The organism is Pseudomonas sp. AD21 (assembly GCF_002878485.1).
In the GTDB taxonomy this organism is placed as follows: Bacteria; Pseudomonadota; Gammaproteobacteria; order Pseudomonadales; family Pseudomonadaceae; genus Aquipseudomonas.
The window spans coordinates 43,992-68,279 of sequence record NZ_NQYG01000010.1; the positions used below are offsets into that span (position 1 = coordinate 43,992).

A 24,288-nucleotide genomic window follows, 5' to 3' on the forward strand; every position below is an offset into this window, starting at 1 on the left:
GTTTAGGTTCCCCTGAGAGCATAGCCAACCTGTCGGATTGTGCCGTTGCCACCTCGTCACTGCAGACGCAGTCGGTAACAACTCGCGACCGAAGCGATAACTATGTACCGCAGTCAGCCGAGGCGGAAATGGTGTTCTGTCGTTCCATTTTTCAGGAGCGACAGAATGTCCATTCATCCCCCGACGCAGCCGGCAGTGGCGAAGAATTCTCGCAGCCCGTTGCCTGTTGAAACGAAGGTTGTGGCCAGCGCGAGTATTCACGGCAAGCGCCTTGAGCACGTGGTGCCCGGCTGGCTGATCGATGCCAGCGCCGAACGTCGTGCCCATATCAAACGTGCCGGCACGCAGTTGCCGCAGTGGTATCAGCAGTTGTCTGCTGAGCAATTACGCGACGTGCAGGCGCGCGTCACTGAAAGCTTTCTTGCCCAGTCACGGCTGGACAAGACGATGGCGGCGCTTGAGAGCATCGAGGCATTTGCCGAGGCGCAACTGATAAAAGCGCTTAAAGATCAATTCAATGTCGAGCTCGACGTCAACAAAACCCTGTTGTGTCTCAGGCACGCTCTGGAAGTCAGTGCACTGGAAATCGAGGTGTCCAGTTTTGAAGTATTGAAACTCTCACTGCTGCAGGCAGCCCTGCATAATTTCGAAGCGGCGGAATGCGAAGAGGGGGCCTTTCATCGCGAATCCGGGTTTGTCGTAGAGACGTCGAACCCCGGTACATTCCAGGCTGTGACGGCCGAGATCACCGTCAGTCAGTTTCTGTCGCTGTGTCGTACGCTGGATATTGGTGCCCGATACCAGACGCGCGTGAAAGCGTTCTTTCAGACGGCCAGCGCATTGCGCGAGCAATTCATCAGCAGCCAGAAAACCGCACTGCGCGCAGCTGCCGAGCTGGCCCTGCTGAAGCAGGACATCGAACCGGACGACTATAGAATGATTCTGTCGGTCGTCGACGGTGAGATTCATCCGCGTGTTGGCGAGAAACCTGTGTGGTTTCGCGACCTGAGCCTGATGAAACACCGGATGACCGGTTGTGTGGTGTTCAGCATCAGCGAACGCAATCGCTACACCAACGAGTTCATCGTCTACATCCCCCATGATCCGGAACATCCGCTCAAACGCTACACCTCAGCGCAGATGCGCGAAGTATTCAAACGCAAATTCACGGCGCCTGACTCTGTGCCTTCGAATGAGGCGGCGACGGCCTATCAGCGCTTTTTCAGTCAGTTCGTGGCCTATGCCGACCGTCCTTATTACTTCAGTCAATTCACCCGGTCTTCGGCGGACGCACCGGTAGATCCGTTGCGTTCGATCTGGGTGAAAGTCATCCAGATGATTCCACCGTTCTCTGCTCTTACACAGATCAAGGAGCTGCCGCCCGAGCGTCCGGGCAAACGTGAACCGGAGGAAGATCCCTATCTCAATCCGTTCGGCATTGTCCGCAAAGGCGTGGCGGGTATCTGGGCGGCCAATACCGATCTGTGGCAGTACCTCTATGAACAGCACAGCGACAAGTTCATCGCCGATGCGCGTGCTCACGCCGTACCGACGGCAGACGTTGACGCGAATGTCCGCGCAAAAAGGCTCAATCATTTGCTGGAATTCGGCATGTTCGCGCTGAACATGGTGTCGATGTTCGTACCGGTGCTGGGCGAGATCATGATGACGGTGATGGCCGGTCAGTTGCTGTACGAGTCGCTCGAGGGCGCTGTCGAATGGACTGAAGGTGATCGTCAGGCCGCCAAGGGGCACCTGGTCGATGTGGCGGAAAACCTCGCGTTGATCGGGGTCATGGCCGGTGTCGGAAAAGGCCTTGGCAGACTGAGCGCGGCCAAGCCCGTCGCGGTGATCGAGAGCGCTGAACTGATTGAGCGCCCCGACGGCCAGTGGCGGTTATGGACACCTGACCTTGCGTCCTATGAAAGCCCTGCAGGATTGAATCCAGCGTCTGTCCCGGATGCGCAAGGCCTGCATCGATTGAATGGCAAGACGTACATTCGCCAGCAGGGCAAGGTCTACCAGACGCACTTCGACGAACAGTTGAACCAATGGCGCATTCTCCATCCGAACGATGCTTCAGCCTTTCAACCTATCCTCGAACACAATCGTCTGGGGGCCTGGCGGAATACGCTGGAGCGGCCGCTGAGCTGGGATCGATTGACTTTGTTGCGACGCATGGGCCATTGCACCGAAGCCTTTTCCGACGAGCAATTGCTCAATATCGCGGATGTCAGTGGAGTCAGTGATGACGCTCTGCGCCAAATGCACATGGATCATTTGCCTGTACCTCTGGCGTTGGCCGATACCTTGCGCCTGTTCGAGGCTGATCAGGGTGTGATCCGGATCATCGACCAGATCGAGCAAGGCACCAGCCTTGACGCCCAGTTCCTGCTGGCATTGCCGTTGCTGCCGCAAATGCCACGCTGGCCAGCCGGGCGCGTACTTGAGATCTTCGACGGCCCGGATTGGTCCGGAGCTAGCGTCAAGCATGGCACTGAGGCGTTATTGCCGGGTGACAGTATCAAGGCACCGATCCGGATCACTCGCGCCGATGTCCTGAGTGAACAGATGCCCGGGCGTATTCTGGATACGCTGGATGAGCCGGAGATTATCCGGTTGCTGGGGGCTGAAGCGGCCCGTGTCAATGAAGCCCGACCAGTTGAATTCAGGAAGCAGTTGGCGGATTTCCTGAAGACCCGTCAGCCGGCGATGTTCGAGCAACTCTATGCTGAGCCGCATTCGCACGAACCACGGGTTGCCAGACTGCAACGGGCGACGCCCGGGTTGGGCAGCCCGGCAGCCATCAGAGTGTTGCTGCAGGCAGACGCCGAGGAGCTGGCGCGTCTGGACAGTGGCAGGCGCGTGCCTCTGAGGCTGCTGGAAGCGTCGCGAGATTACGCGCAGCGCAGGCGCTTCGATCATGCCGTCGCCGGGCTGCACATGGAAAACCTGGCGTCGGCCGAGAGCCGGTGGCTGGCTTTTCGGGTGCTGGAAAGACTCCCTGGCTGGTCGCCCGATGTACGTCTGGAAGTGCGCGAGAACAGCACCCATGGGCCGTTGATCGATAGTCTCGGCGCTGAAAGCACCCACCCGCTCAAATATCTGGTCAAACGGGGGCCTTCCTATCAGGCCTTCAACGAACGTGCAGAGGAACTCAACGGCATTCCTCGCCAGGGCGATAACTTTTTCGCCTCGGTCATGCATGCCTTGCCTGACAAGTCCCGCCAGGCCTTGGGGCTTGCCGACGTCAGTCAGAGTGCTTCTCTGCGTCGACTGGTGATTGACCATGCCCATCAACATCGCTCTGAACTGGCCCGGTTGGCCGGCAAGCGCCATGGCGTCAGCAAACCCTTCAAACCGGCACTGCGCGTGCCGGGGCATGGCCTCGGTTATTACGCCAGTGGACGCGGGCAGGGCGTTAATCCGCTGCTGGTGCCACGGGTGCAGAATGTCTATCCAACCCTCACCGATCAGCAGGCGGGCGGGTTCATTCTTCAGCAACTGGCGTCGGGCAAGAGCGACGCACAAATCTATGAGCTACTGCAAAGGCGTACCCGCGAATGGCAAGAGCTTGAGGCGACACTGGCCGAATGGGAGGGCCAACCGACACCGGAACCCACGCTGCAATCGATGATTGGTGGCAAGTCCAGCGTCGTGCACAACATCAAGCAGAGCTGGCGAACTTCACCGCTGGCGCACGTCCATCCACGTTTCGGCCAGTTGCACTTAGTATGTGATGAGGCACTACCGCTTCTGACAGCAGACTTTTCTCACGTACGTGAGCTGAATGTTCGTGGTCGCTGCATCACCGATACCAATGCCGACGTGCTGCTGGGCGTTTTCCCGCATCTGGAGAAACTGACCATCAATGCGACAAGCGAGACGTTCAGCAATGTCCCGCAAGCCTTGCAGGGCATGGAGCGGCTGACCAGTCTGACGCTTTACAGCGCGGTCCCGTTTGCCGCTGACATGCCGGCACGGTTGGGCAGGCTCACCCGAATTGAGGAACTGACAGTCTGTTCGTCGGGTTACCAGCCGATTGCCTTCGACGTCAGCCCGTTGCACAAACTGCGCAAGCTGGAGATCGTCGCCTATTCCTTGCTCGAATGGCCGGCCGGGGTACTTGAACTGCCTGATCTCGAACGCCTGAACCTCAAGGACACCGGGATCAGCACCTTGCCCGCAGGGCTGCTCGAGGGGCACGAAAAGTTGTGGTCGGGGTTGTCACTTGACTGGTCGAAGTTCTCCCGCGAAAACTTCAAGGTCGCCTATGAGTACGTCAAGACACATCCCGAGCATCTTATTGACCGCGAAGCGATGGTCCGGGATTACTGCAAAGGCGAATTGAAGCGTCTGGGCGAAGGCTTGAGCGCGTCGCCGCAGAGCATCTTCGACCGCTTCTTTGAGCAGTGGCCTGACGAGCAGCAACGATACGCAGCCATCGAAACCGTGAGCGAGCAGTTTGCAACCCTCGACAGGCAGCTTGTTGACTGGTTGCAAACGGGCATGGCCTCGCAAGAGTCACTCAGGGAGATAATCGGGCGATCCAACGCGACGCATGCCATCAGAACCAGTTGGCGCAAGGGACTTTTCAAACGCTACGGTTCAACGGTATCCGCCTCGACGCTGGACTTGTCGGGGTTGATGCTCAGCGAGCTTCCGCAATTGCCTGCCGATGCATTCTCACATGTACGTACCTTGCTTCTGTTGGGCCAGCGAGTAGATGCCTTGCAACTGCGCGGCTTCCTGGCGGCCTTTCGGGAGGTGCAGACGCTCGACCTGAGCGACAACGCCCTGCATGAGTTGCCGATTGAACGGGGTAGCCTTGCGAGGCTGTCACGGTTGGATCTCTCCAATAATCTGTTGACGGACACGCCCCGGTTGCAGCAAGGCCTGGAATCAATGCCGGCCCTTGAATATCTCGATTTGCACAACAACCCTCTGACCGGACTGACCGTCGCTGGCATGACGCGCTTGAAAGCGCTGAACTTGCAAGGCACGGATCTGCAAACCTGGCCTGCGGGTGCTGAAGCGCTCGCTCAGCTGACCTGGGTGGACTTGCGCAACAGCAAGATCACCACGCTGCCTCAAGCGTTTCTGGACAGCCATGCCGTGCTCAACAGCAATCTGACCGGTAACCCTTTGACGCCAGCCGCGACGGCAGCGCTGCGTGCTGTGCAACAGCGGATCGAGTTTGACTTCGGGCTGCCCGAGGGGGCGCTGCAAGCATTTGCCAATGAGCCGGTCCCGCTGACGTTTCCTCCAGCGGAGAGTGGACTCTCGATTGCCAGGCAATTGCTGCCATATCCCCACGCGGCGGCAGGCGAGGGTGAGACGTTGATGATCAACAGTCTTCAGCGCATGCAGCCGGCCTTCAGTGCCGAACAAGCATCGCAGTTGATTGAGCAGATGCGCGCCAGCGGAGCGACCAACGCTGAAACGGGTGCTCGGATCGGCGCCTGGAACCAGACTTTTGATACGCTGGTGCGCCAACTGAATGGCTGGCTTTACACCCGCGAGACCCGTGGAACAGACTGGGTCATCTCCTCGCAGACCCGCAGTCTGGCGGCCTGGCGAATCCTCACCTGTTGGCGGGCAAGGTTGCCCAACCTGCAAGGTGTGACGCAAGCCGTACTGGATCTGAACGGGTTGCAATTGGGAGATATCCCGGCGCTACCAGACGACTTTGCGCATGTCCGCACGCTCAACCTGACAGGGACGAGGCTGAGTGCCGAGGGCGCCAGCGGTTTTCTCGCAGCCTTTACTCAGTTACGGACTCTGGAGCTTGGCGGCAATGAGCTGGAGGCTTTACCTCAATCGGTGCGCAACATGTCTGCGCTGGAGCGGCTGGAGCTTTCCAGTAACCGTTTCTACGATTCCGAGCACTTGTATGAGGCCCTTTCCGGTCTGGAACATCTGACCTGGCTGGATGTGAGTTACAACAACCTGGAGTCGTTCGATGTCAATTATTTCGGGCGACTGGAAGCGCTCGATTTGCGCAACAACAATCTGTTCGTCTGGCCCGAAGGTGCGTTGCAGGCGGAGCATCTGCGCATGCTCAATCTGAGCCGCAACGACATCAGCACACTGCCGGAGGACGCACTGGACGGTACCCACGAGGCGTTGATGAATGGTACGGACTTGACCGACAACTACAATTTGTCCGAGGAAAGTCTTGAGCGACTCAGGGCTTATCAGGCCGCGGGTGAACGTCACCGGGTACTGGGTTTTTCACGCGCTGATCTGGAAGAGATGGTTGACGACGGCGCGGGCGGGCTGACCGAAACGACTGACAGCGTTGAATCCGACGAGATCGTGCCGATCGAGCCGTCGCAGGCGCAGTACAAAGCCCCATGGCTGGCCAATTTCGCGCCCGAACAATTGGCGGTTCGCGATGCGCTGTGGGAACAACTGGCTGCCGAGCCGGACAGTGCGGCGTTCTTCCATCTGCTGGAACGACTGCAGGACACGCGCGAATTCAGGGTGGCCAACGCTGACCTGACGCGACGGGTATGGACCGTCATGGAAGCCGCCGCGACCGACACCGAGCTCAGGGAAGTCATCTTCGCCGGCTCGACCACCCACGGCACCTGCGTTGATGGACGGATCCTGACCTTCAGTGGTCTGGAAACCAAGGTGTTCACCCATAACGCATTGCTTGAATTGCCGTCAGGTCGATCAGGCACAAAAGGTGGGGTGTTGTTGAATCTGTCGCGGCGACTGTTTCGCCTGGACAAGGTCGATGAATTGGCGAAAAAAGCGGCAGCCCGCAGTGGTTTCGATGAAGCCGAGATGCGCCTGGGTTATCGAATCGGTTTGACCGCAGGTTGGGAGGACGGCCTGGAGTTGCCGGGGCAGCCGAAAAACATGACGTATGCGTCGGGCGTCAGCCCGCAACAACTGGTCGAGGCGCGGACGGAAGTCAGTAACGCCGAACGATCGGACAAATTTCTGGAGGATTTGATTCAGCGCGATTACTGGGTGGAATACCTTCAGGATAAGTACCCCGAAGACTTCAGGAAACTGGATGCGTTGCAATCGATCGAGGACGGGGAAGATGACGGACTGAGTGCCGACGATCCAGAGTACTTGAACCGGTTGTTCGATCGTACGGCCGAACGCAACGTGAAGATGATCGAGCTTTCGCAGCAGGAAATCGATGCAATCAATGCTGTAAAAACGCCGGTCCCGGGCTCTTCAAGTCATCTGTCCAACGCCTGAAACTGAAAGCGCAGTTCCCGACGCCGGTCAAACCGGCGCCGGGATCCACCCGTTGGATCAGTTGTCGTAGCCGAGGTTCGGTGCCAGCCAACGCTCGGTCACGCTCAACTCCTGGCCTTTACGCGAGGTGTAGCTCTGCACCTGGTCCTTGTCGACCTTGCCCACGGCAAAGTATTGCGCCTGCGGATGGGCAAAGTACCAGCCGCTGACCGCTGCGGCCGGGAACATTGCGTAATGTTCGGTGAGGAACACGCCGCTGCGGCCAGCGCGCATTTCGGCAGCTTCAGGGTCGAGCAGCGCGAACAGTGCGGCCTTCTCGGTGTGATCCGGGCAGGCCGGATAGCCCGGGGCAGGGCGGATACCGGAGTACTGCTCTTTGATCAGCGCTTCGTTGTCCAGCACTTCGTCCTTGGCATAACCCCAGTGCTCTTTACGCACCTGCTGGTGCAACCACTCGGCGCAAGCCTCGGCCAGACGGTCGGCGAGGGCCTTGACCATGATCGAGTTGTAGTCGTCGCCAGCGTCTTGATAAGCCTTGGCCACTTCTTCGGCGCCGATGCCGGCGGTGGTGATGAAACCACCGACATAGTCGGTCACTTCGCTGTCCTTCGGCGCAACGAAGTCGGCGAGGGAGAAGTTCGGCTTGCCGTCGGTCTTGATGATCTGCTGGCGCAGGTGATGCAGTTTGGCCAATGGCTTGCCGTCATCGCCGTACAGCTCGATGTCGTCGTCATGCACCTGGTTGGCCGGCCAGAAACCGAACACTGCGCGAGCGCTGATCAGCTTCTCGTCGATCAGTTTGGCGAGCATTTCCTGCGCGTCTTTGTACAGTGAAGTCGCGGCTTCACCGACCACTTCGTCTTCGAGGATGCGCGGGAATTTGCCGGCCAGATCCCAGGAGATGAAGAACGGCGTCCAGTCGATGTACTCGGCCAGAACGTTGAGGTCGATGTTGTCCAGCACCCGCGCGCCGGTGAAGGTCGGTTTGACGGGCTGGTATGTCGCCCAGTCAAACTGTGGCTTCTTGGCGATCGCTGCGGCGTAACTCAAACGTTCGGTACGCGCGCTGCGGTTGGCGGTGCGCTCGCGTACATCGACGTATTCCAGACGGGTCTTCTCGACGAAGCCGGCCTTCAATTCTTTCGACAGCAACTGCGTCGCTACGCCCACGGCACGCGAAGCGTCAGTCACGTAGACCACGGCGTCGTTGCTGTATTTCGGCTCGATCTTCACCGCGGTGTGCGCTTTGGAGGTGGTCGCGCCACCGATCATCAGCGGCAGGTGGAAATCCTGACGCTGCATTTCTCGGGCGACGTGGACCATTTCGTCCAGCGACGGGGTGATCAGGCCGGACAGGCCGATGATGTCGCATTTCTGCTCTTTGGCCACTTGCAGGATTTTTTCTGCCGGGACCATCACGCCGAGGTCGACGATGTCGTAGCCGTTACAGCCCAGCACCACGCCGACGATGTTCTTGCCGATGTCGTGCACGTCGCCTTTAACGGTGGCCATGAGAATCTTGCCCTTGGCTTCGGGCTTGTCGCCTTTTTCCAGTTCGATGAACGGGATCAGGTGCGCCACCGCCTGTTTCATCACGCGGGCGGATTTGACCACCTGCGGCAGGAACATTTTGCCGGCGCCGAACAGGTCGCCGACGATGTTCATGCCGGACATCAGCGGGCCTTCGATCACTTCGATCGGGCGTGCGAACGACAGGCGCGATTCTTCGGTGTCTTCGACGATGTGCGTGGTGATGCCCTTGACCAGCGCATGCTCCAGACGCTTGTTGACGTCCCAGCTGCGCCACTCTTCGGTCTCGGCTTCCTTGACGCTGCCGTCGCCCTTGTACTTGTCGGCGATGGCGAGGAGGGCGTCGGTGCCTTCCGGCGTGCGGTTGAGAATCACGTCTTCAACGGCGTCACGCAGTTCCTGCGGGATCTGGTCGTAGATTTCCAGCTGACCGGCGTTGACGATACCCATGGTCAGGCCCGCACGGATCGCGTACAGCAGGAACACCGAGTGGATCGCCTCACGCACCGGGTTGTTGCCACGGAACGAGAACGACACGTTGGACACACCGCCCGAGGTCAGGGCGTATGGCAGCTCGTCGCGGATGTAGGCGCAGGCGTTGATGAAGTCGACTGCGTAGTTGTTGTGTTCTTCGATGCCGGTGGCGACGGCGAAGATGTTCGGGTCGAAGATGATGTCTTCCGGCGGGAAGCCGACTTCGTTGACCAGAATGTCGTAGGAGCGTTTGCAGATCTCTTTCTTGCGCGCTTCGGTGTCGGCCTGGCCGGCTTCGTCAAACGCCATCACCACCACGGCGGCGCCGTAGCGCTTGCACAGTTTGGCGTGATGGATGAACTGCTCGACGCCTTCTTTCATGCTGATCGAGTTGACAATGCCCTTGCCCTGAATGCACTTGAGGCCGGCTTCGATCACTTCCCATTTCGAGGAGTCGATCATGATCGGCACGCGGGAGATGTCCGGCTCGCCGGCGATCAGATTGAGGAAGGTCACCATGGCCTTCTTCGAATCGAGCATCCCTTCGTCCATGTTGATGTCGATCACCTGCGCGCCGGCTTCGACCTGCTGCAGGGCGACTTCCAGCGCTTCGGTGTAGTTGTCTTCGCGGATCAGGCGGGCGAACTTGGCCGAACCGGTGATGTTGGTACGCTCGCCAACGTTAACGAACAGCGAGCTGCGATCGATGGTGAACGGCTCCAGACCCGAGAGGCGGCAAGCCTTGGGAATGTCCGGGATTTCACGCGGTGCGTAACCGGCAACAGCTTTGGCGATGGCTTCGATGTGCCCCGGCGTGGTGCCGCAGCAACCGCCGACGATGTTGAGGAAGCCGCTCTGGGCGAATTCTTCGATGACCTTGGCGGTTTCCGACGGCAGTTCGTCGTACTCGCCGAATTCGTTCGGCAGGCCGGCGTTCGGGTGCGCGGAAACGTGGGTGCTGGCCTTGTTCGACAGCTCTTCCAGGTACGGACGCAATTCGCTGGCGCCGAGCGCGCAGTTGAGACCGACCGAGATTGGCTTGGCGTGCGCCACCGAGTTCCAGAACGCTTCGGTGGTCTGGCCCGACAAGGTCCGGCCGGAGGCGTCGGTGATGGTCCCGGAAATCATGATCGGCAGTTCGATGTGGAGCTCTTCGAACACGCCTTGCACGGCGAAGATCGCCGCTTTGGCGTTGAGGGTATCGAAAATGGTTTCGATCAGGATCAGGTCGGCGCCGCCCTCGATCAGGCCCTTGGTGGCTTCGGTGTAGTTCTCCACCAGCTCATCGAAGGTGACGTTGCGGTAGCCGGGGTTGTTGACGTCCGGCGACAGCGAACAGGTGCGGCTGGTCGGGCCGAGCACGCCGGCGACGAAACGCGGCTTGTCCGGGTTCTCGGCGGTCTTGGCGTCGGCCACCTTGCGCGCCAGACGTGCGCCTTCTACGTTTAACTCGTAGGCCAGTTCTTCCATGCCGTAGTCGGCCATGGAAATGCGCGTGGCGTTGAAAGTGTTGGTTTCGAGGATGTCGGCGCCGGCATCCAGGTAAGCTTTCTCGATGCCGCCGATCACGTCCGGACGGGTGATCACCAGCAGGTCGTTGTTGCCCTTGACGTCACTCGGCCAGTCCGCGAAGCGTTTGCCGCGATAATCCTGCTCCTCGAGCTTGTAGCTCTGGATCATCGTGCCCATGCCGCCGTCGAGAATCAGGATGCGCTCTTTGAGGGCTTGCTTGAGAGCTTGAAGGCGGACGCTGCGATCGGACATTTGGACTACTCGAAAAGACCATTACGAAGGGCCGGGATCATAACAAACCTGTGCGGTTTTGGAGCATGTCACGCTTTTGCATGAATATCGTTCATGTTGGTGCGGGCGTCATACTGTAGACTCGCGGCGTTTTTTTCAGGATCGGGATCAAGGGCATGTCGTACCGCGTCATCAGCATTTTCTTGCTGTTCTTAAGCTTTGGCGCGGTGGCGCAAGAGCTCTCGATTTCGCCCGCTATTTCATATGCCCGTGACATTCAACCCATCTTCACCGAGAAGTGCGTGGCCTGCCATGCGTGTTACGACTCCGCCTGTCAGCTCAATCTGGGCAGCGGCGAAGGTGCTGGCAGAGGCGCGAGCAAGATGCCGGTCTACGACGGTGAGCGCACTCAGGCCGCACCGACCACCCGACTGTTCTATGACGCCTTCGGCAAACGCGCCTGGCAGCAGAAGGGCTTCTATTCGGTGCTCGACGCCCAGGGCAGTCAGGCCGCGCTGATGGCGCGGATGCTGGAGCTGGGACACAAAACCCCGCTGACCCCCAATGCCAGGTTGCCGGAGGAGATCGCCCTCGGCCTGCAACGGGAAAACATGTGCGCGATGCCCGCCGAGTTTGAAGGCTACGCCGGCGCCCACCCGAAAGAAGGCATGCCGCTGGCGGTGACCGGCCTGACCGATCAGCAATACCAGACGTTGCAACGCTGGCTGGCGTCCGGTGCGCCGATTGACGAGCAAGGCCTGGCGCCGAGCGCCAAAGAGGCGCTGCAAATCGTCCAGTGGGAAAACCTGCTCAACACCCCGGGAGCGCGGCAGAGTCTGGTCGGGCGCTGGTTGTTCGAGCACTGGTTTCTCGCGCACATCTACTTTAAGGACGGCGAGCCGGGGCATTACTTCCAGTGGGTGCGTTCGCGTACGCCGACGGGCCAGCCGATCGACCTGATCGCCACCCGTCGCCCGAACGATGACCCGGGCACTCAGGTGTATTACCGCCTGTGGCCGGTGCAAGGGGTGATCGTGCACAAGACCCACATCACCTATCCGCTGAGCGCGGCGAAGATGGCGCGGGTCAAGAGCCTGTTCTACAGCGGCAACTGGCAGGTCAATGCGCTGCCGGGTTACGGCCCGCAGAGTCGGGCCAATCCGTTCGCCACCTTCGAGGCGATTCCGGCCCAGGCGCGTTACCAGTTCATGCTCGACAACGCCGAATACTTCGTGCGCACGTTCATTCGCGGGCCGGTGTGCCGCGGGCAGATCGCGACCGACGTGATCCGCGACAACTTCTGGGCACTGTTCCAGGCCCCGGAACATGACCTGTACATCACCGACCCCAACTATCGCGGGCAGGCCACGCCGCTGCTGGCGATGCCGGGGCAGAACGACGACGTCGGCAGTGTCCTGAGTCTGTGGCACAACTACCGTAACAAGCGTAATGAATACGAAGCCCTGCGCCGCGACAGCTACGCCGACCAACCGCCGCCGAGCTGGTCGACCCTGTGGGCCGGCAACGACAACGCGCTGCTGAGCATCTTCCGCCACTTCGACAGCGCCTCGGTGACCAAAGGCCTGATCGGCGAAGTGCCACAGACGATGTGGCTGTTCGACTATCCGCTGCTGGAGCGCACCTATTACCAGTTGGCGGTCAACTTCGATGTGTTCGGCAACGTCTCCCATCAGGCGCAGACCCGTCTGTATTTCGACCTGATCCGCAACGGCGCCGAGCAGAACTTCCTGCGCCTGATGCCGGCCGATTCCCGCGAGGATTATCTCGACGATTGGTACCAGAGCAGCGGCCAGTTCAAGATGTGGCTCGATTACGAGGCCATTGATGACGACAAGCCGAGCGCATTGAAACTCGATTCGAAGGACCCGAAATATGATTTCGCCATGCAGTTGCTGGCGCGTTACGGTGACCTCAATGCGCGGCCGGATCCGATCAACCGTTGTGACGGCGCCTACTGCTCGCGACCGAATATCGACCCGGCGCTGCAGAACGCCGAGCAGGCGCTGAGTCGCCTGACCTCGCGTCCGGCGGCCGGTCTGAAAGTGATCGATCAATTGCCGGAAGCCACCATGCTGCGCATCGAAACCCGCAGCGGCAAGCGCGAGGTCTACAGCCTGCTGCGCAACCGCGCGCACAGCAACGTGGCGTTCCTGTTGGGCGAATCGCTGCGCTATCAGCCGGGGCTGGACACCTTGACCATTTATCCAGGTGTGCTCAGCAGTTACCCCAACTTCATGTTCAACATTGCGGCCGAGCAAGTACCGGAGTTTGTCGATGCGATGGAAAACGCCAAGGACGCCAACCGTTTCGAGAAAATCGTCGAACGATGGGGAATTCGCCGCAGTCATCCGCAATTCTGGTTCTATTTCCACGACCTGAGCCAATACATCCACGAAACCGACCCGGTGGAAGAGGGCGTGCTGGACATGAACCGCTACCAGAATCTTTGATCGTTTGAGGCCGGCCTGCTGTCCCAACCTTTAGCAACACCGCAAATCTCAACTGTGGGAGCGGGCTCGCTCGCGAAGCGTCAGTTCATTCGAAATGGATGTCGCCTGACACACCGCATTCGCGAGCAAGCCCGGTCCCACAGGGTTCAGTGGTGTTTCAGGAATCGTGGACAGGAGCACTCAATGTTGATTTCAGTGCAGGCCCTGCGGGCGCTTGCCGCATGGACGGTGGTCTGTCACCACTTCATGCAGATTTTCTTCGACTTCAAGGCGCGCGGCCCGATTGGCCAGTTGTTCATCGACAAAGGCGCAGTCGGGGTCGACATCTTTTTTGTCATCAGCGGCCTGGTGATCTTCTTGTCCACCGAGGACAAGGTCCTGCGGCCGGGACAATTTCTGCTGTATCGGCTGTCGCGGATCGTGCCGGCGTACTGGCTGTACACGCTGCTGATGGCGCTGCTGGTGTGGGTTGCCCGGCCGCTGTTGCCGGATCAGACACTGGACGTCGGGCATCTGCTGCTGTCGCTTTTGTTCATCCCGGCGCAGAACCCTGGCGGTTACGGGATCTACCCAACGCTGAACGTCGGCTGGACCCTCAACTACGAAATACTGTTCTACGTGCTGTTCGCCTGTGCGCTGGTGTTCCGTTGGCAGGTACGCCTGCTGGTGGTCGCGGCGCTGCTGTTTGCCACGTGCCAGGCGTTTGGCTGGGTCAGCGAGTTCTATCGTTCGGACATCGTTTACGAGTTCTTGCTGGGGATCGGCATCGGCATCCTCTACCGCCGGGGCTGGATCGGCCCCGGCCTATGGCTGCCGCTGCTGGGAATTGGCGCCGCATTGACGGCGATCTATCACCTGACGCCGGCGCCAAGGCTGTTGAGCTGGGGTGTGCCGAGTGCGGTGTTGGTGATGGCCTGCATGGCGCTGGAGCGTTATGTCGAGCGCAGCCGGGTGCTCAAGCTGCTGGGCGATTGTTCGTATTCGGTGTACCTGATGCACGTGCTGGTGCTGTCGGCCGGTGGTTTTGTCGCGCGACATTATGGAATCAGCCCGTATCTGATGTTCATCGTCTGCGCCCTGGCCATCGGTGTGGGCTCATGGATGAGCTACGAATGGGTGGAAAAACGCTGCTATCAGTGGCTTAAAGCGCGGATTGATGGCGAACCTGTTGATCAATCGATTGCTGAGCTTTCCCGACAAAAATACTAGGACTTTGTGCGGCGCGATGATTGGCGTAAACTGCGCCCAAGCCTGCGAGGAGTTTCCATGACCGCTATTACCATTACCGACGCCGCCCACGATTACCTGGCCGATCTGCTCTCCAAGCAGAACACCCCGGGCATCGGCATCCGCGTCTTCATTACCCAGCCTGGCACCCAGTACGCCGAAACCTGCATTGCCTACTGCAAGCCGGGCGAAGAAAAACCTGAAGATACCGCGCTGGGGCTGAAAAGCTTCACCGCCTATATCGACTCGTTCAGCGAAGCGTTCCTTGACGATGCCGTCGTCGACTACGCCACCGACCGCATGGGTGGTCAACTGACCATCAAGGCGCCAAACGCCAAAGTGCCGATGGTCAACGCCGACAGCCCGGTCAACGAGCGCATCAACTATTACCTGCAAACCGAGATCAACCCGGGGCTGGCCAGCCACGGCGGTCAGGTCAGTCTGATCGATGTGGTCGAGGACGGCATTGCCGTGCTGCAGTTCGGTGGCGGTTGCCAGGGCTGCGGCCAGGCCGACGTGACCCTGAAGGAAGGTATCGAGCGCACCTTGCTTGAGCGAATTCCGGAACTCAAGGGTGTACGTGACGTGACCGACCACACGCAGAAAGAAAACGCCTACTACTAAGGCGTTCGCTGCGGACATGAAAAACGGCGCCCCGTGAGCGCCGTTTTTTTATGCCGCCGTACTTTGTAGTGAGGGGATTTATCCCCGATGAACTGCGTAGCAGTTCCATTTTTTGGGCTGCTTCGCACCCCATCGGGGATAAATCCCCTCGCCACAGGTTTTGTACCCAGTCACAAACGTCATCTGACTCAGGGCCTGTAGAGATGCGCATGCCCCGCGCGATACAGCGATGATTCGCTGAACACCTCACTGCCCAACACCCGTCCAACCAGAATCAACGCCGTGCGCCGAAACCCCTTGGCCTCCACCTTCACGGCTATATCCTCCAGTGTTCCCACCACCCAGTCCTGATCCGGCCACGTCGCCCGGTGAATCACCGCAATCGGGCAATCGGCGCCGTAATGCGGCAGCAGTTCGGCGATGATTTTCTCCAGGTGATTGACTCCCAGATGAATCGCCATGGTCGCGCCGTGCTGCGCCAGATTGCCGAGTTCTTCGCCTGCGGGCATCGCGGTCTTGTCGGCGTAGCGGGTCAGGATCACGCTTTGCGACACGTCGGGCAGGGTCAGTTCTGCACCGAGCAATGCCGCGCAGGCGGCCGTAGCGGTGACGCCGGGGATGATCTCGAGCGGAATGTTCAGCTCACGCAGATAGCGAATCTGCTCGCCAATCGCGCCATACAGGCTCGGATCACCCGAATGCACCCGCGCCACATCCTGCCCCTTGGCGTGGGCGGATTTGATCAATTCGATGATCTGCTCCAGGTGCAATTCGGCGCTGTTGACCACGGTTTCGGCCTGATGCCCCTCCAGCACAGCGGCCGGAACGAGCGAGCCTGCGTAGATGATCAGCGGACAGCTGCGAATCAGCCGCTGGCCTTTGACAGTGATCAGTTCCGGGTCGCCGGGGCCGGCGCCGATGAAGTAGACGGTCATGAAGACATCCTGTGAAAAACGGGGCAGGGCAAGGCTTCAGATGAAGATTGCTCATGATCAAAGAGGGGGATTATCGGGATTTTACGCGGAGCCGGCCAATGCCAACGTGGCCTGGGCGTATTTTTGCCGGGAAATCAGCAGTTTTGCCGGTGCCTGAATCAGTTGTTCAGCGAGGGCCAACGCGGCACTTTCCGCCACGCCGTAACAACCGGTGCGCTCGTAGGCGATCTGTGAGTGATGACTCAGGCGTTGCTGATAACTGGCCAGTTCTTCACTGCTGAAATACAACAGCGGCAGTGCCAGTTGGGCCGCGAGTTCCTGTAAACCCGGTTCATCGCGCTTCAAGTCGATACTGGCCAGGGCCTTGACCGCTTCCAGCTCAATGCGATGCGCCTGCAAGGCCTGGTCGAGCAACGCGCGCAGCGTGCTGGCCGGGCAGCCGCGCTGGCAGCCCAGACCGACCACGAAGGTCGGCGCTGCGCTGTCATTGGTCATGCGTGGTAAAGACCATCGCTTTTGCGGCGGAACAACCAGGCACTGATCAGGCCCAGGGCCAGCCAGAATGCCACGTTGGTCAACTGCGAAGCGATTTTGAACTGCGCTTCCAACGCTTGCGGGGCGAGCATCGAATGCACCTCCGGTTGCGGAGCGCCGATCACGTGTGGCACGGCCAGGATCGCCACGCCCAGCAGCTTCATCAGCCAGTGACGGCTGAACACGATCAGGGCCAGGCCGACAGCGGTAGAGGCGGCTGTGCCGATCCACCACATCTGCCGTGAAGCCAGATCGGCCGCAGCGGTGCCCGGCAGTTCCGGCGGCAGGCCCAGGGTTGGGGCGAGGACGAAGGTCGCATAACCGGCCAGCCCCCAGAGCAGGCCCTGCGAGGTTTTGGTCGGTGCACGCAGGGTGTACAGGCCCGCGAGCATCAGGGCGAAACCGACCGCCACCACCAGATTACCGCCGGTGGTCGAGACCACACGCTGCCAGCCGTCTTCCGGCTCCCAGGCTTGTGCGTCGTGGGTGTGGCCGGCCATGGCACCTTCGGCATGTTCATGAGCGGCGACGGGTTCGGCTTTCTCGAAGGTTTCCGCTTGCAGAATCAGCGGCGAGACCCAGAAGCTTTGCAGCAGGGTGAGGAGCATGGCGGCCAGCAGGCCGGTAAAACCTGCGGTTTGCGCAATACGCTTGATCATGTCGGCAGGTCTCAGTGGCACGGGAACGCGGCGCTGTGGCGGGTATCGTGCGCGGCGTTGTGCACCGCTTCGATGTGCGAGAAACCGGCGAAGTAGACGAGGCTGGCCCCCAGGATCGAGGCGAAGATCGCCGCGGTCAGGCGTTGGCTCAACGTGGCGGTGCTGGAGATTTTGTCGGTGTTGCTGCCGGTGCTGCTGATGATCGACATGGCGCTTCCCTCTGGAGTGTCAGCAGGTGAATAGAGCGCATGAAGACCCCTGCGAGTCGGGCACGCAGAGGTTCGAACAGCGCCCGCCCACCGCGGGTTTGTTATGTTCAGCGACGCACAATGCGCACTGTATGTTGCGGGCCGGTCTCCGGGCTCACGAGGGGTTGGCGTCAGGCCGACCTGCAAGCATCACCTTCCCATGCCGCACTGGCACAGTGGATCTGACGCTTCGCTCGCTTACCGTTGCGGGGGCAGCACCGGACTGACATGGCTTTGAGTAAAGCACATGATTCACCGGTTTCCCGTTTCACCCTGTGAAGGGCACCCGTAACAAGTTGTGTAGGAGACCATGGGTTGGGGAATTTAGTCAATTTTGTGGGTGGATCCGGTGCTGCGGTAACGGCCGCTTAGGGTTCCGCCCTTACGGCGGGTCACTTTTTCCAGACGCCGAAAAAGTAACCAAAAAGGCTTTACCCTGACGTTCGGCCCTCGCTGTGGCTCGGGTTCCTTCGCTCCGGGATTGATCCGTGGGGCATCGCCTCCGGTTTGCTTCGCTGCACCTCCTCTCGATGTGTTTGGCTACGCCAAACGGTCGCTGCGCTCCCACCCCCGGATCAATCCCTCCACTCAGCCTGCCGACGGGCCTTGAGATCAAAAGCTTTACTCGAGCTAACGCTCATCGTGTTGAGTGGGGCGGCTTCGCCGCATGGGTGTGCACGAATTAAAATTGTGGGAGCTGGCCTGCCAGCGATGGCGGCCTGACAGCCGACCAATCTTTAACTGAGCACACCCGATCCCACTGTGGGAGCGGCGGTGCGACGATTCGACTTGCTCGCGAAAGCGGTCTGCCAGCCAATTAACTCCAACTGAACACATCCAATCCCCTGTAGAAACTGCCGAAGGCTGTGGTCTTTTGATCTGGATCTGGATCTGGCTTTTGATGTTGCCTTTGATCTCAAAGCCCCATCGGCAGGCCGAGCGAAGGTGTCCATCTGGGGGTAGGCGCGCAGCGCCATGCGGCGTAGCCGCATACATCGAGAGGAGGTGCAGCGAAGCAAACCGTAGGCGATGCCCCCTGATGGATACCGTAGCGAGGGAACACTGAGCCTCAGCGAAGTGCCGTACGCCGGGGCAAGACTTTTTGGTTACTTTTGACTGGGCCGGCATTCCGGGCGTTTGTCAAAAGTGACCCGCCGTAGGGGCGGAACCATTAGAGGCCGTTACCGCAACAACGGATATGCCCCCAATCCAAACATTGACCGGTCACCACCCGATGCGTAGCCTTGCGCTTTCGAGGTTCTTCGGCCCACGCCGAAGCTAAGAAGGGAACGCGGTCAAAGCCGCGGCTGCCCCCGCAACTGTGAACGGTGATGTTCGCTGCCACGCCACTGCCAGCCCTGCCAAGGTGCCAGCGGGAAGGCGCAGCAAACGCCAGGCCCAGCGCCTGAACACCGTCAGCCAGGAGACCTGCCTCGTGACAGATTTCTCACTACAACCGGGCGGGGTGATCCGGTGGCGAATTCTTCCGCGCACACGCTCGCAGCGGATCTCGTCCCGTATGCCCGCCACCTTGCCAAAGGGCATCCGATGAAAACACTGGCCAAACTCCCCGTCACCATCGTCACCGGTTTCCTCGGCTCGGGCAAAACCACCTTGCTGCGGCACATGCTCGACAACGCACAGGGCCGCCGTATCGCGGTGATCGTCAACGAGTTTGGCGAGCTGGGCATCGACGGTGAAATCCTCAAGCAATGCACCATCGGCTGCACCGAAGAAGAGGCCACCGGCCGCGTTTACGAGCTGGCCAACGGCTGCCTGTGCTGCACCGTTCAGGAAGAATTCTTCCCGGTGATGCGCGAACTGGTCGCCCGTCGCGGTGATCTCGATCACATCCTGATCGAGACTTCCGGTCTGGCCCTGCCAAAACCGCTGGTTCAGGCTTTCCAGTGGCCGGAAATCCGTAGCGCCTGCACCGTCGACGCGGTGATCACCGTGGTCGACAGCCCGGCCGTAGCCGCCGGCACCTTCGCTGCGTTCCCGGATCAGGTCGACGCCCAGCGCAAACTCGACCCGAACCTGGATCACGAGTCGCCGCTGCACGAACTGTTCGCTGACCAACTGGCCAGCGCCGATCTGGTGATCCTCAACAAGGCCGACCAGACCAGCCCGGAAGATCTGGCTCGTGTACGCGCTGAAGTCGCCGAAGAACTGCCGCCAGCAGTAAAAATCATCGAAGCCAGCAACGGCCGTCTGCCGCTGGACGTGCTGATCGGCCTCGGTGCCGGCTCTGAAGAACACATCGACAGCCGTCACAGTCATCACGATCACCACCACGACGGTGATGACGACCACGATGACCACGATCACGACGCCTTCGATTCGATCTCCATCGAACTGCCGCAAGCCGACGAAAGTCTGTTGCTCGACGCGCTGACGCAACTGGTGGTCCAGCACGGCATCCTGCGCGTGAAGGGCTTCGCGGCGATTCCGAACAAGCCGATGCGTCTGTTGATCCAGGGCGTGGGCACGCGTTTCGACAAACACTTCGACCGTCAGTGGGGCGCCGATGAAGCGCGTGTCACCCGTCTGGTGCTGATCGGTCAGGAGCTCGACGCCGTGCAACTCGAAGCGCAACTGCGCGCCGCGCTCAGCGTTTAAGCCATGCACCTGCTCAGGACCCAGCCCGGCGGTTTCGTGTCGGATGACAACATTGCCGACCTTGGACAAACCCCCGCCGAGCTGGTGATCCTGTGCAGCGGCGACTCCAGCCTGGCGCTGCTCGCCGAAGCCGCGCAGCAGCTGCCCGAGGATTACCCGAGCCTGCGCCTGGCCAATCCCATGCAGGTGCAGAATCACGCCTCAGTCGATCTGTACGTCGACGAAGTGCTGCGTCACGCCAAGGTGATCCTGATTTCGTTGCACGGCGGCATCGCCTATTGGCGTTATGGCGTCGAGCGTTTGGTGGAGTTGTCCGAGCGCGGTGTGCAGGTGATTCTGGTGCCGGGCGATGATCGTCCCGACCCGGAACTCAGCGACTTGAGCACCGTGCCCGCCGAAGATCGCGACCGCCTCTGGCAGTTCCTGCGTCAGGGCGGCATGGGCAATGCGCTGGACTTCTTCCATTGTCTGGCCAACCGCTGGCTGGCACGGGACTACGCCTGGGGCGAGCCGCAAGCGCTGCCGCGCACGGCGATTTACCACCCACAGAAAAACACCGCCGCACTGAGCGACTGGCAAGCCGAATGGCTGCCCGATCGACCGGTCGCGGCGGTGTTGTTCTACCGCTCGCATTTGCAGGCAGCCAACACCGCGTTCATCGATGTGTTCTGCCAGCGCTTGCAGGCAACGGGGCTCAATCCGCTACCTATCGCGGTCGCCAGCCTGAAAGAGCCGGGTTGCCTGAGCGTGGTCGAGAATTGGCTGGACGCGGTCGAAGCGGCGGTGATTCTCAACACCACCGGGTTCGCTCAATCCAGTCCGGAAACCCCGCATCTGCGGCCGTTCCGGCGCAATATTCCGGTGATCCAGGCGATCTGCGCCCAGGACAACGAGCCGGGTTGGCGCGACAGCGAGCAAGGTCTCGGCCCGCGCGATCTGGCGATGCACATCGCCTTGCCGGAACTCGATGGACGCATCATCAGCCGGCCGATCAGCTTCAAGGATCTGGCCTGGCGCAGCGAGCGCAGTCAGTCCGACGTGGTCTGCTACCGGGCGCAACCCGAGCGCATGGATTTCGTCGCCGAACTGGCCCGGCGCTGGAGTGATCTGGCGCGGCTGCCGAATGCGCAAAAACGCATCGCGCTGATTCTCGCCAATTACCCGACCCGCGACGGTCGCATCGGCAATGGTGTCGGCCTCGACACGCCGGCGGCGGCGTTGAATATCTTGCGGGCGTTGCAGGCTGAAGGTTTTCCGCTGACGGCACCGCTGCCGGACAGCGGCACCGCGTTGATCCAGCAATTGCTCGGCGGCGTCAGCAATGATCTCGACAGCATCGACCTGCGTCCGTGCCAGCAAAGCTTGGGGATGGACGCTTATCTGGCGATGTTCAATGCGCTGCCCGAAGCCAATCGGACCGCCGTGGCGGAGCGCTGGGGCGCGCCGCAGAACGACCCGATGTGCCGCGACGGGCGGATGATGATCGCCGGTCTGCGCTTTGGCCTGACCTTCGTCGGTATTCAACCGGCACGCGGTTATCAGGTTGATCCGAGTGCGGTGTATCACGACCCGGATCTGGTGCCGCCCCACGGCTATCTGGCGTTCTATTTCTGGCTGCGCAACACCTACGGAGCGCACGCGGTGGTTCACGTCGGCAAGCACGGCAACCTCGAATGGCTGCCGGGCAAGGGCGTCGGCCTCTCGGAACACTGCTGGCCGGACGCGCTGCTCGGGCCGCTGCCGAACATCTATCCGTTTATCGTCAATGACCCGGGCGAGGGCGCCCAGGCCAAACGGCGCACGCAAGCGGTGATCATCGACCACCTGATGCCGCCGCTGACCCGCGCCGAAACCTACGGCCCGCTGCGCAATCTGGAACTGCTGGCCGACGAATATTACGAAGCCCAGTTGCTCGACCCACGCCGCGCCCGCGAGCTGCAGCGCGACATCCTGCAACTGGTGCGCGAGACGCAGATCGACCGCGAACTGCAGCTCGACGCCGGCCTGGACAGCGACACCGACGCAGCGATCTGGCTGCCGCGTCTGGACACCTATCTGTGTGATCTGAAGGAATCGCAGATTCGCGACGGCCTGCACATTTTCGGCGAATCGCCGACCGGGCGTTTGCGCATCGACACGCTGCTGGCGTTGCTGCGCATTCCGCGTGGCGATGGCAAGGGCGCGCAGTCGAGTTTGTTGCGGGCGTTGGCCAAAGCCTTTGAGCTGGGGTTTGATCCGCTGGATTGCGCGTTGTCTGATCCGTGGCTCGGCCCGCGTCCGCAGGAGCTACAAGCCGTCAGCGACGAAATCTGGCGCACCGCCGGCGATACCCGCGAACGCCTCGAGCTGTTCGCCACTCAACTGATCGCCCTGACACTCCACGACCCCTGTAGGAGTGAGCCTGCTCGCGATGGCGTCAAGTCAGGCCATTCAGTGTTGAATGACACACTGCTATCGCGAGCAGGCTCACTCCTACAGGGACCGCGTTGGGTGGAAGTCAGTGCGATCATTGAGCACCTGCGCGAAGTCGTCGCCCCGCGCCTCGACGCCTGCGGCCCTGCCGAAATGCGCGGCCTGCTCGATGCCCTGAACGGCCGCTTCGTGCCCGCCGGCCCAAGCGGCGCCCCCAGCCGTGGTCGTCTCGACGTGCTGCCCACCGGGCGCAACTTCTACTCGGTGGACGTGCGCAACCTGCCGACCACCACCGCGTGGCGCATTGGTTTCCAGTCCGCCACGCTGATTCTCGAGCGGCATCTGCAAGATCACGGCGATCACCTGCGTCAGCTCGGCCTGTCGGTGTGGGGCACGGCGACCATGCGCACCGGCGGTGACGACATCGCCCAGGCCATGGCCTTGATGGGCGTGCGTCCGGTGTGGGCCACCGGCAGTCAGCGGGTCGATGACTTCGAGATCCTGCCGCTGAGCCTGCTGGACCGGCCACGGGTCGATGTCACGCTGCGGGTCTCCGGGTTCTTCCGCGATGCCTTTGCCAACCTGATCCGCCTGTTCGACGCCGCCGTGCAAGCGGTGGCGGCGCTGGACGAACCGGACGATCTCAATCCGCTGGCGGCGAAAGTGCGCGCCGAGCGCGAGGCTCTGCTGCAATCGGGATTGGATGAAGACGGGGCGCGGCGGCAGGCCGGTTGGCGGATCTTCGGGGCCAAACCCGGAGCGTACGGCGCGGGCGTGCAGGGCGCCATCGACGGGCGCCTGTGGCAGAGTCGCGAGGATCTGGCCGAGGTCTATCTGAACTGGGGCGCCTACGCTTACGGCGGTGCGGACGAGGGCACCGCTGCCCGCGAACAGTTCGTTCAGCGCCTGAGCCAGGTGCAAGCGGTGTTGCAGAATCAGGACAACCGCGAGCATGACTTGCTCGACTCCAACGACTACTACCAGTTCCAGGGCGGCATGCTCGCGGCGGTGGAAACCCTGCGCGGAGAGGCGGCGGCCAGTTATCACGGCGATCACAGCCAGCCGGATTTGCCGAAAATCCGCACCCTGAAAGAGGAACTGAACCGGGTGATCCGCTCGCGCGCGGCCAATCCGAAATGGATCGACGGGGTCAAACGTCACGGCTATAAAGGCGCGTTCGAACTGGCGGCGACGGTCGACAACCTGTTCGCCTTCGATGCCACCACGCAACTGATCGACGATCATCAGTATGCGTTGCTGGCCGACGCTTATTTGCTCGACCCGGCGACCCGCGACTTTGTCCGCGAGCACAATCCGCATGCCCTGCGCGACATGACCGAGCGCATGCTGGAAGCGCAACAGCGCGGAATGTGGCAGGAGCCCGGCGTGTATAAAGAGGCCCTCGAAAACCTGCTGCTGGACATAGAAGAAGACACTTAACGCGGTTCCCCTGTGGGAGCGGGCTTGCTCGCGAAAGCGGTGTATCAGTGAAAGGTATATCGACTGACACGACGCCTTCGCGAGCAAGCCCGCTCCCACAGGGGATCAGGTTAGCTCCCAACGTTTTTCGATAGATCACCGACCATGA

Annotated in this window: 11 protein-coding genes and 2 riboswitches; of the genes, 6 read left to right on the forward strand and 5 right to left on the reverse strand. The window is 60.8% G+C overall.

Features of this window, described 5'->3' with window-relative positions; genetic code table 11:
- Positions 1-102 precede the first annotated feature (102 nt).
- Positions 103-7,224: an NEL-type E3 ubiquitin ligase domain-containing protein gene (locus PseAD21_RS08755; protein WP_256588110.1), complete on the forward strand. Its 7,122-nt coding sequence runs from the start codon at positions 103-105 to the stop codon at positions 7,222-7,224.
- Positions 7,225-7,281: 57 nt separating this feature from the next.
- On the opposite strand, the gene metH is transcribed toward PseAD21_RS08755, so the two are convergent.
- Positions 7,282-10,992: a methionine synthase gene (gene metH / locus PseAD21_RS08760; protein WP_102355343.1), complete on the reverse strand. Its 3,711-nt coding sequence runs from the start codon at positions 10,990-10,992 to the stop codon at positions 7,282-7,284.
- Between the two features lie 155 nt (positions 10,993-11,147).
- Here metH and PseAD21_RS08765 point away from each other — a divergent pair, with 155 nt between their 5' ends.
- The 3 genes from PseAD21_RS08765 to nfuA all read left to right on the forward strand — a co-directional run bounded on the left by PseAD21_RS08765 (position 11,148) and on the right by nfuA (position 15,293).
- Complete coding sequence (locus PseAD21_RS08765; RefSeq protein WP_102355344.1) at positions 11,148-13,442, forward strand: fatty acid cis/trans isomerase; 2,295 nt, start codon at positions 11,148-11,150, stop codon at positions 13,440-13,442.
- Positions 13,443-13,625: 183 nt separating this feature from the next.
- A complete protein-coding gene (locus tag PseAD21_RS08770) occupies positions 13,626-14,651 on the forward strand; it encodes an acyltransferase (protein WP_102355345.1) in 1,026 nt (341 codons plus the stop codon).
- Between the two features lie 57 nt (positions 14,652-14,708).
- Positions 14,709-15,293, forward strand: a complete 585-nt coding sequence (gene nfuA, locus PseAD21_RS08775; RefSeq protein WP_003225494.1) for a Fe-S biogenesis protein NfuA — start codon at positions 14,709-14,711, stop codon at positions 15,291-15,293.
- 188 nt (positions 15,294-15,481) lie between these two features.
- Here nfuA and cobM read toward each other — a convergent pair whose 3' ends face one another.
- The 4 genes from cobM to PseAD21_RS08795 all read right to left on the reverse strand — a co-directional run bounded on the left by cobM (position 15,482) and on the right by PseAD21_RS08795 (position 17,630).
- Complete coding sequence (gene cobM, locus PseAD21_RS08780) at positions 15,482-16,228, reverse strand: precorrin-4 C(11)-methyltransferase (protein ID WP_102355346.1); 747 nt, start codon at positions 16,226-16,228, stop codon at positions 15,482-15,484.
- A gap of 81 nt (positions 16,229-16,309) precedes the next feature.
- Entirely contained in the window at positions 16,310-16,723 is a 414-nt protein-coding gene (locus PseAD21_RS08785) for a cobalamin biosynthesis protein (protein ID WP_102355347.1), read from the reverse strand.
- Complete coding sequence (locus PseAD21_RS08790) at positions 16,720-17,421, reverse strand: CbtA family protein (RefSeq protein ID WP_102355348.1); 702 nt, start codon at positions 17,419-17,421, stop codon at positions 16,720-16,722. Before PseAD21_RS08790 ends, PseAD21_RS08785 begins: the two co-directional genes overlap by 4 nt.
- A gap of 11 nt (positions 17,422-17,432) precedes the next feature.
- Entirely contained in the window at positions 17,433-17,630 is a 198-nt protein-coding gene (locus PseAD21_RS08795) for a CbtB domain-containing protein (RefSeq protein WP_003225486.1), read from the reverse strand.
- Positions 17,631-17,751: 121 nt separating this feature from the next.
- Positions 17,752-17,974, reverse strand: a riboswitch (cobalamin riboswitch).
- A 933-nt stretch (positions 17,975-18,907) separates the two neighbouring features.
- Positions 18,908-19,120: riboswitch (cobalamin riboswitch) on the forward strand.
- 97 nt (positions 19,121-19,217) lie between these two features.
- On the opposite strand from PseAD21_RS08795, the gene cobW reads away from it, so the two are divergent.
- Positions 19,218-20,288 carry a cobalamin biosynthesis protein CobW gene (gene cobW, locus PseAD21_RS08800; RefSeq protein ID WP_102355349.1) on the forward strand — a complete coding sequence of 357 codons (1,071 nt, stop codon included), beginning with the start codon at positions 19,218-19,220 and terminating at the stop codon, positions 20,286-20,288.
- 3 nt (positions 20,289-20,291) lie between these two features.
- The gene (gene cobN, locus PseAD21_RS08805) at positions 20,292-24,140 is read left to right on the forward strand and encodes a cobaltochelatase subunit CobN (protein ID WP_102355350.1); all 3,849 of its coding nucleotides are present in this window, start codon (positions 20,292-20,294) and stop codon (positions 24,138-24,140) included.
- The last annotated feature ends 148 nt before the right edge of the window (positions 24,141-24,288 follow it).

Coding starts and splice junctions, on each gene's coding strand:
- PseAD21_RS08755 (WP_256588110.1), top strand. CDS start 103: ATGTACCGCAGTCAGCCGAGGCGGAAATGGTGTTCTGTCGTTCCATTT.
- metH (WP_102355343.1), bottom strand. CDS start 10,992: ATGTCCGATCGCAGCGTCCGCCTTCAAGCTCTCAAGCAAGCCCTCAAA.
- PseAD21_RS08765 (WP_102355344.1), top strand. CDS start 11,148: ATGTCGTACCGCGTCATCAGCATTTTCTTGCTGTTCTTAAGCTTTGGC.
- PseAD21_RS08770 (WP_102355345.1), top strand. CDS start 13,626: ATGTTGATTTCAGTGCAGGCCCTGCGGGCGCTTGCCGCATGGACGGTG.
- nfuA (WP_003225494.1), top strand. CDS start 14,709: ATGACCGCTATTACCATTACCGACGCCGCCCACGATTACCTGGCCGAT.
- cobM (WP_102355346.1), bottom strand. CDS start 16,228: ATGACCGTCTACTTCATCGGCGCCGGCCCCGGCGACCCGGAACTGATC.
- PseAD21_RS08785 (WP_102355347.1), bottom strand. CDS start 16,723: ATGACCAATGACAGCGCAGCGCCGACCTTCGTGGTCGGTCTGGGCTGC.
- PseAD21_RS08790 (WP_102355348.1), bottom strand. CDS start 17,421: ATGATCAAGCGTATTGCGCAAACCGCAGGTTTTACCGGCCTGCTGGCC.
- PseAD21_RS08795 (WP_003225486.1), bottom strand. CDS start 17,630: ATGTCGATCATCAGCAGCACCGGCAGCAACACCGACAAAATCTCCAGC.
- cobW (WP_102355349.1), top strand. CDS start 19,218: ATGAAAACACTGGCCAAACTCCCCGTCACCATCGTCACCGGTTTCCTC.
- cobN (WP_102355350.1), top strand. CDS start 20,292: ATGCACCTGCTCAGGACCCAGCCCGGCGGTTTCGTGTCGGATGACAAC.